This is a genomic window from Acidovorax sp. SRB_24 (genome assembly GCF_012931925.1).
In genome coordinates this window covers 1-5,508 of record NZ_MWOM01000116.1, presented here as the reverse complement: position 1 = coordinate 5,508, position 5,508 = coordinate 1, and the positions used below count along the sequence as shown (strand labels likewise).

The 5,508-nt window shown below is 70.8% G+C and carries 6 protein-coding genes and 2 pseudogenes; 2 read left to right on the top strand and 6 right to left on the bottom strand.

Features of this window, described 5'->3' with window-relative positions:
• Positions 1 to 58: 58 nt before the first annotated feature.
• Positions 59 to 832, top strand: a complete 774-nt coding sequence (locus B2J89_RS20575) for a hypothetical protein (RefSeq protein ID WP_169170720.1) — start codon at positions 59 to 61, stop codon at positions 830 to 832.
• 23 nt (positions 833 to 855) lie between these two features.
• Here the strand turns inward: B2J89_RS20575 and B2J89_RS20570 are convergent, their stop codons facing one another.
• Positions 856 to 1,626, bottom strand: a complete 771-nt coding sequence (locus B2J89_RS20570) for a type III pantothenate kinase (RefSeq protein WP_169170719.1) — start codon at positions 1,624 to 1,626, stop codon at positions 856 to 858.
• Positions 1,627 to 1,785: 159 nt separating this feature from the next.
• Here B2J89_RS20570 and lysM point away from each other — a divergent pair, with 159 nt between their 5' ends.
• Positions 1,786 to 2,274 (top strand): peptidoglycan-binding protein LysM, encoded by a 489-nt coding sequence (lysM, locus tag B2J89_RS20565; RefSeq protein ID WP_169170718.1) that lies wholly within the window; start codon positions 1,786 to 1,788, stop codon positions 2,272 to 2,274.
• A 53-nt stretch (positions 2,275 to 2,327) separates the two neighbouring features.
• On the opposite strand, the gene B2J89_RS22920 is transcribed toward lysM, so the two are convergent.
• The 5 genes and pseudogenes from B2J89_RS22920 to B2J89_RS20545 form a co-directional block, all read right to left on the bottom strand.
• Positions 2,328 to 2,765 carry a rhodanese-like domain-containing protein gene (locus B2J89_RS22920; RefSeq protein ID WP_240965106.1) on the bottom strand — a complete coding sequence of 146 codons (438 nt, stop codon included), beginning with the start codon at positions 2,763 to 2,765 and terminating at the stop codon, positions 2,328 to 2,330.
• Between the two features lie 174 nt (positions 2,766 to 2,939).
• Positions 2,940 to 3,440 (bottom strand): annotated as a pseudogene (locus B2J89_RS22915) (MBL fold metallo-hydrolase); the annotation flags it as partial.
• 184 nt (positions 3,441 to 3,624) lie between these two features.
• Complete coding sequence (locus B2J89_RS20555; RefSeq protein WP_169170716.1) at positions 3,625 to 4,563, bottom strand: M48 family metallopeptidase; 939 nt, start codon at positions 4,561 to 4,563, stop codon at positions 3,625 to 3,627.
• A gap of 66 nt (positions 4,564 to 4,629) precedes the next feature.
• The gene (gene gmhB / locus B2J89_RS20550) at positions 4,630 to 5,214 is read right to left on the bottom strand and encodes a D-glycero-beta-D-manno-heptose 1,7-bisphosphate 7-phosphatase (protein ID WP_169170715.1); all 585 of its coding nucleotides are present in this window, start codon (positions 5,212 to 5,214) and stop codon (positions 4,630 to 4,632) included.
• Between the two features lie 10 nt (positions 5,215 to 5,224).
• Positions 5,225 to 5,508 (bottom strand): annotated as a pseudogene (locus B2J89_RS20545) (hypothetical protein); the annotation flags it as partial.

Sequence of the window (5,508 nt, the reverse complement as noted above, 5' to 3'; positions counted from 1 at the left end):
CCGGAGGCCGCCGCCTGACGGCCAGGCTGCCCCACACCCCGCACTACAGGAGACAGCCATGGCCCAATGGACCCCTTTTCCCCACCCCGGCGCCTACCGCTTCGATAGTGCCACGCTGAAGCAGCAGTGGCCGCAGCTGCACTGCGGCGACGCCGAACCGCTGCCCGACGACGCTGCAGTGCTGCAGGCCTGGGTGCTGTTCCACAACGGGGACTTCCAGGAAGCAGCCCAGGCCGGACTGAGCGCCGGCGGCGCGGGCCTCACGGTGGCCAACCGGGCCACGGCCCTCTACGCCAACTATCTCGAAAAACGGGAGAAGGCGCGGCTCGACCTGTTTTTGCAGGTCGCCGAGCGCGCGCAGGCGCAGGCCGTTGCCGCGCCCGGCAACGCCAACGCGTGGTACCTGCAGGCCTATGCGCTCGGACGCTACAGCCAAGGCATCAGCGTCGCCAAGGCGCTGGCCCAGGGCCTGGGCAGCAAGGTCAAAGGCGCGCTCGAAAAAACCATTGCGCTCGCGCCGGGGCACGCAGACGCGCGCATTGCGCTGGGCGCCTTCCACGCCGAAGTGATCGACAAGGTGGGCGCGCTGATCGGCGGCATGACCTATGGCGCCAAGAAGGAGAAAGGCCTGCAGCTGTTCGCTGAAGCCCTGAAGCTCAACCCCGGCTCGGCCATTGCGCGCATCGAATATGCCAATGCGCTGGTGATGTTGGAGGGGGACAAGCGGATGGACGAAGCCACGGCCCTCTACGAGCAGGCCGCCGCGATGGAGCCGCGGGACGCCGCCGAGCACCTGGACGTGGACCTGGCGCGGGCGGAGCTACAAGACTAGAACAGGCCGCAGTCCACGCCGGCCTAGGCGGCGACAAAACGCCGTGCGGCAATCTCCAGCAGGCCGTCAAAGATCAGGTTGTCGACCAGCTCGAACGGCCGCGTCATGCTCGGCGCCATCTTCCAGCCCGCGCCACCGGTCATCATGCAGACCGGCTCGGCGCCGCAGTGCGCTTTGAGGTGCTGCACCATGCGCTCGACCGCCCCCGCAATCGCATAAGTGCCACCGCTGGTCAGCGCATCGCTGGTGTTGGTCGGAAACAGGCGCACTTCGCCCGTGGGCACATGCAGGCCGGCCGTGCCCGATTCGAGGGCGCGCAGCATGATGCCGTGGCCCGGCAGGATGAGGCCACCGAGAAACATGCCCGCGCTGTCGATGGCCTCGACGGTGACCGCCGTGCCCACCATGACCACGATCAGCGGCCGCGCCGGGCCGTGGGCGAGCATGCGCTGGCGCGCGCCGATCATCGCAACCCAGCGGTCGCAGCCCAGGCGCGCGGGGTGGTCGTAGCCGTTGACCAGGCCCGCCTCGTGCGAGGACGGCACCACCCAGTGCGCCGAGACATCCCATAGCTCCATCTGCTCTTCGACGCGGCGCTTGATCGCGTCGCCGGCAACTACGCAGCCCAGCATGTGCGTGGGCGCGGGCAGCCGGGCCCACGCGCCTTCGGCCAGGCGGTCGATGTGGTCAAGGAACTCGGCCCCCTGCGCCAGCAGTTCGGCCCCTGGCTGGGGGCCCCTGTACAGCGCCCACTTGAGGCGGGTGTTGCCGACGTCGATGGCCAAAAATGTCATGCGGCGGATTATCCCGAGTTTTAGTACCTGGGCTGCAGGGCAGGCTCCACAGGCCGCAGCACGCTCGCGGCCGGCCGTGCTTTCGGCGCGCTGTCCGACACCGGCGCGCCGCGCGCGGGCATTACAGTGGTTTTCTTTTGCCACTCAAGGAGTTTGCACATGGGCCTTCTCAGTTTCATCAAGGACGCGGGCGAAAAACTGTTCGGTGGCAAGGACGCGCAGGCGGCCACGGCCACGGCGGCCGCACCGTCGCAGGACGAGCGCAACGCCACGGCCGCGCGCGCCATCGAGACCTACATCGCCGCGCAAAACCTCGGCACCCAGAACGTGCAGGTGGCCTTTGACGGCCTGCAGGGCAAGGTGACGGTGCGTGGCGAGGCCCCCACGCAGGCGGCCAAGGAAAAAGTCACCCTTTGCTGCGGCAACGTGGCCAGCGTGACCAGCGTCGACAACCAGATGAGCGTGGCCCAGGCCGAGCCCGAGGCGCAGTACCACGACGTGGTCAGCGGCGACACGCTCTCGGCCATCGCCAAGAAGTACTACGGTGACGCCAGCAAGTACCCGAAGATCTTCGAGGCCAACCAGCCCATGCTGACGCACCCCGACAAGATCTACCCGGGCCAGAAGCTGCGCATTCCGCCGCCGTAAACAAAACCCCTCCCCACAAAAAACGGACCCGCGGGTCCGTTTTTTGTGGGGCTTCATCCCTGGCGCCACGGCAGGCCGTGCCAGCGCCACCCGCCCGTCTTGCCGCGCTGGGCCTGGGCGTCGGGGTTGCCCTCAAAGCCCTCGAGGATGTTGTAGGCCACCAGACCCAGTTCGGTCGCGCGGCGCGCGGCCGCGATGGAGCGCACGCCGCTGCGGCACAGGAACACGGCCGTGCCGCCCGCGGGCACGGCGGCGCGCAGCTGCGCGTCGAAGCCGGGGTTGAGCGCCATGCCCGGCCACTGCTTCCAGGCCACGGCGGCGGCGCCGGGCACTTGGCCGACCCATTCGCGCTCGGCGTCGGTGCGCACGTCCACCAGCACGGCTTCACCGCGCTGCACCCACTGCCAGGCCAGCGGCGGCGGAACATCGCCCGCATAGCCCTCGGCCGCGCGCGGCGCCTGCAGCGCGGCACCCTCGGCGTCGTGGCGCAGGCCCGAGCGCAGGTTGGCGGGCACGGCTTCGTCGATGCGCCCGGGGCGCGGCAGGTCCAGTCCCTGCATCAGCGCGACGAACTCGGCCTCGCTGCGGCCGGCCACGCGCGCGTTGCCGGCCTTCTCGGCAGCGATGCTCGAATGGCTGCGGCCGTGGTAGTCGTGGCCGGGCCAGACGGTGGTGTCGCCCGGCAGCGCGAACAGCACCTCGGTGAGGCTGCGGTAGAGCGCGTGCGCGTCGCCGGACTGGAAGTCGGTGCGGCCGCAGCCGTTGATGAGCAGCGTGTCGCCCGTGAAGACGTGGCTGCGCCACACATAGGACATGCTGCCCGCCGTGTGCCCCGGCGTGTGCAGTGCGCGCAGCTGCTCGCCGCCAAAGTCGAGCGTGTCGCCGTGCTGCAACTGCACGGCGGCCGTGCCGATGCCGCAGTCCGCGGGCGCGGCCGTGCGTGCGCCGGTGTGCTCGGCCAGCAGGCCGGCGCTGGTGATGTGGTCGGCATGGGCGTGGGTTTCCACGGCCCAGCGCAGTGTGAGGCCGCGTGCCTGCAGCGCCGCCAGGTCGCGCTCGAGCTGCGCATCGACCGGGTCGATGATCAGCGCCTCGCGCGTGGCGCTGTCGTGCAGCAGGTAGGTGTACGTGCTCGAGGCCGGGTCGAAGAGTTGCAGCGGAATCATGGGGCGGACCGGTTCGGAGAAAGGGCAAAGGCGCTGGCACCGTGCGCAGCAAATGCATTGTGGACCGCGCCGGCGCCGCGTCAAGCGGCTGCGCACGCGCCGTGCACCGGGTCGGCATTTTTAGGCGAAATAAGCCTCAAACGCTTACCCACACTGTGCAAGCAGCTATTTTTTCAATAGCATATCAATCCCAGCGCGGCGCCGGCTCGTCGCGCAGGCAGCGGCGCAGCGCGGCGTGGTCGGGCACCACGGTGGCCACGGTGCTCCAGAAGCGCGGGCTGTGGTCCATCACGCGCAGGTGGGCCAGCTCGTGCGCCACGACGTAGTCGATGACGGCGGGGCGGTAGTGCAGCAGCCGCCAGTTCAGGCGGATGGAGCCGTCGGTCTTGGCGCTGCCCCAGCGCGTCTGCGCGTTGGACAGGCGCAGGCGGCTCCAGCGCACACCGAGCAGCGGCGCGAAGTGGTCGAGCCGTTCGGTGAAATGCGCGCGCGCCTGGTGCATGAGCCAGGCCTGCACCGCGTCGCGGACCTGCGCCGCGCCGGCGCTGGCGGGCAGGCCGATGCGCAGCTCGGCGGGCGCGCCAGCGGCTGCCGCGCGCAGCACGCCGGCCACGCCCTGGGCCGGGTCGAGCACCACCGTGAGCGGCGCGCCCAGGTAGGGCAGCGCGGCGCCGTCCTGCCAGCGGATGCGCGCGTGCTCCTCGCGCTGCTGGCGCTCGCGCGCCTCGGCGAGCTTGCGCAGGATCCAGCCCGATTTGCGCCGCAGCGCATCGTCCACCGCGGCCAGCGTGACCCCGGTGGGGGCGCGCACCGAGAGGCCGTCGGCGCTCACCGTGAAGCCGATGCTGCGCCGGCGCACGCGCTGCAGCGCGTAGGCCACCACGGCGTCGCCCAGCCGCAGCTCGCGGCGGGCCTGCGGGTGGCGAAAGCTCGCGGGGGCCAGCAGCTCGCCGAGCGACAGCGGGGGCGGAGGCGGAGGCGGAGGTGGGGACTTTTGCGGAGGCTCGATTGCTACGCTTTCAGGAGCTTTCAGCGCTTTCCCTGCATGGGCTGGAGGCTGTTTTGGCGTGAAGCCCTGCGCCGGCGGATCGAACAAGTCCAGCACCAGTTGGATCAAGGACATGGAGGGGGGTCTTTTCAAACGCCAGCGCAGACAGGGCGAGCGCTGGCAGCGGCTGTGTCTATCGCCTCAAGGCAGCGGTGGCGGCGCAGGCAGGGCGCTGTCGTGCGCCAGCAACTCTTCGGCAAAGGCCGCCAGGCTGGCGTGCGCACGCGTGCCCGGGGGCCATTCGGGGGGCAGCGCCGCCGCGGGGTCGAGCCCAGCGGCGGCGCCCGTGCACACCAGGTGCAGCGGGGCGCCGAATGCCGCACCGGCCTGCAGGTGGGCGATGCAGCTGCCCACCACGCACACCTCGTGCGCATCCACGCCGTAGCGCTCGCAGATCTGCTCGAATAGGCCTGTGGCGGGCTTGCGGCAGTGGCAGGCTTCGTCGGGCGCATGGGGGCAATAGAACACGGCGTCGATGCGCCCACCCATGGCCGCCAGCTGGCGGTGCATGCCGCCATGGATGGCGTTGAGCGCGGCCACGTCGAACAGGCCGCGCCCCAGGCCCGGCTGGTTGGTGGCGATGACCACGCGCCAGCCGCCATGGTTGAGCCGGGCAATGGCGGCGAGCGCGCCAGGCACCGGTTTCCAGTCGTCGGGGCTGGCGATGAAAGGCTCGTCCCCCAGCGCGTTGATGGTGCCGTCGCGGTCAAGAATGGCGATTTTCATGGCGCGATTATCAAAGCAAAGCGCCCGGCGACGCCTGGGCCTGGGGCGGCACCGGCGTGGGCAGGGCCTGCCAGCCGGTCACGAATAGGCCTTGGTAGCGCCCGCGCGCCCACTGCAGCACCACGCGCTGGCCCGGGCGCCACTGCGTGGCCTGCGGGTCGTCGATCAGCACCTGCTGCGGCTGTGCGAGCGTGTCCACGCGCAGCACCAGCAGCGTGCCGCCGGGGCCGCGCGCGCTGGGCGCCTGCGCGCGGCTGCCCAGCACCTGGGCCTGCACCGGCGCCAGCGGCTGCG

Bases quoted from the DNA above. Each gene is read 5' to 3' on its own strand.
- B2J89_RS20575 (WP_169170720.1), top strand. From the start codon at position 59: ATGGCCCAATGGACCCCTTTTCCCCACCCCGGCGCCTACCGCTTCGAT.
- B2J89_RS20570 (WP_169170719.1), bottom strand. From the start codon at position 1,626: ATGACATTTTTGGCCATCGACGTCGGCAACACCCGCCTCAAGTGGGCG.
- lysM (WP_169170718.1), top strand. From the start codon at position 1,786: ATGGGCCTTCTCAGTTTCATCAAGGACGCGGGCGAAAAACTGTTCGGT.
- B2J89_RS20555 (WP_169170716.1), bottom strand. From the start codon at position 4,563: ATGTCCTTGATCCAACTGGTGCTGGACTTGTTCGATCCGCCGGCGCAG.
- gmhB (WP_169170715.1), bottom strand. From the start codon at position 5,214: ATGAAAATCGCCATTCTTGACCGCGACGGCACCATCAACGCGCTGGGG.